General features: G+C 69.2%; 1 protein-coding gene. It reads right to left on the bottom strand.

Annotated elements, in window-relative coordinates; genetic code table 11:
• Positions 1-40: 40 nt before the first annotated feature.
• Positions 41-1,666 (bottom strand): GMC family oxidoreductase, encoded by a 1,626-nt coding sequence (locus ACI782_RS25995; RefSeq protein WP_456913006.1) that lies wholly within the window; start codon positions 1,664-1,666, stop codon positions 41-43.
• Between the last annotated feature and the right edge of the window lie 371 nt (positions 1,667-2,037).

The raw sequence follows: 2,037 nt of genomic DNA, 5'->3' as shown, positions 1-2,037 counted from the left end.
CGGCCCTCGACGAACATCTCCCCGGTCGCCGGCTGCTCGGTCACGAGGCCACCTCCAGCTTGCGCGCGTTGCTGCTGATGTAGGTCGCCGTCCGCTTCGCCAGCGCGCAGATCGTCGCGGTCGGGTTGGTGGCCGTGGAGGTCGGGAAGACGCTGCCGTCGATCACGAAGAGATTGGGCACGTCGTGCGCCTGCCCGTACCGGTTCACCACCGACGTCGCCGGGTCATCGCCCATCCGCGCGGTGCCGAGATTGTGCCCGGAGGAGAAGTTGCGGTGGGTGGCCCAGGCCCTGGTGGCACCCGCGGCCTCGTGCGCCTCCAACGCCCGCTCGATGGCGAAGTCGAGGATCCGGATGGTGTTCTCGCTGGTCGTGTAGTTGACCTTCGGGGCCGGCAGCCCGTCGGAGTCGGTGAGCACCGGGTCCAGGGTGACCGCGTTGTGCTCCTCCGGCAGGTCCTCCGGGTGCAGGATCCAGTCGATGGAGTGCCCGACCGCCTGCTTCATCTTCCGCGCGAACTCTGCACCCCAGAACTGCTCGTCACGGACCCCCTCGCCGATGAGCCAGCGGGTCATCGCCTCGATCGGCCCGCCGGTGCCCATCACGTGCCACTTGCTGCCGCGCACGAACCCGCGCGAGAGGTCGGTCTCGTAGAACTGCATCGACTCGATCTGGGTGCCGGCCGGACCGAGCCAGTCCTCGAGGTCGTCCTCGTAGAGCCCGACGACCGAGCCGAACGGGTGCAACATGAGCCGCTTGCCGACCAGGCCCGAGGAGTTGGCCAACCCGTCGGGGAACCGGTCGGACGCCGACATCAGCAGCAACCGCGGCGTCCCGATCCCGTTGGCCCCCACGATCACCACCGACGCCCGCTGGTGGTGCTCCACCCCGTCCTTCAGGTAGACCGCCCCGTCGGCCAGCCCCTGCTCGTTCACCGTGATCCGGGCGACCCGCGCCCGCGGAACGATCTTCGCGCCGTGCCGCAGCGCGTCCGGCAGCAACGCCACGTCCACCGAGCCCTTGGCGCCCTCGGCGCACCCGAGCCGGCAGACGCCATACCGGACGCACTGGGTCTGGTGCTTCCAGGGCTGGGAAGGGATCGAGGAGTAGCCCGGCCACCAGTGCCACCCCAGCTTGTTCAACCCCTCGGCCATCTTCCGGCCCGTGAGGTGGATGGGGTGGGCCGGCAGCGGCGGCGCGTTCCCGTCCGGGTACGCGGTGTTGCCGGGCATGCCGGAGACCCCGAGATCGTGCTCGTTGGCCTGGTAGAAGGGCAGGAGCTCTGCGTAGGAGATCGGCCAGTCGTCTCCCACGCCGTCCAGCGTGCGGATCTTGAAGTCGGCCGGCAGCGGGCGGCTCCAGACGCCGGCGAACATGGTCGTCGAGCCGCCGACGGCGTTGTACATGAACACCGGCTGGTCGGAGCTGTCCAGGTTGACCGGGTAGTCCTCCTGGCGCGCCCGCACGTTCGGGTCGGGGTGCCAGGCGTGGGAGCCGAGCAGCTCGAACTCCGGCTTGTTGCCCGGGTAGTCCGCCGGGGAGATCCAGTCGCCCTGCTCGAGGAGCACCACCCGGAATCCCTGCTCGGCCAGGTGCTTCGCGGCAACCGACCCCGACGCGCCCGCGCCGATGATCAGCACGTCTGCGACATCACTTACTGTGCCCACTCGCCGTCCTCACTTCGTTCGCGGACCGGCCGGGTCAGCCGCACTCGCGTCTGACTCCGTGGCCGACGTCGCCGTCGATCGGAGACTCGCCTGTTCTGCAACATGCGCAGTCATGCCGCACATGTTGCATTGGAGCCTATGAGTGGGATGTGATGTACGTCAACAACTCCGACCGGGCCCGTCACCGGCTGGGGATAGGGCGTCACCCCGATGCGCGGGGAGAGGAAGGCCATGACTGGACCGCTGCAGATCGTCCTGGGGACGATCAGCGTGATCTTCCTGGTCGTCGCGGTCGTGTTCGCCTACCGGGCGGTGCGCGCGATGATCCGGATCATCCGGACCGGGCAGCCGGACGGCACCCGGTCCGGCCC

The organism is Geodermatophilus sp. SYSU D00703 (assembly GCF_054050155.1).
This window is presented reverse-complemented; position numbering and strand designations above follow the sequence as displayed.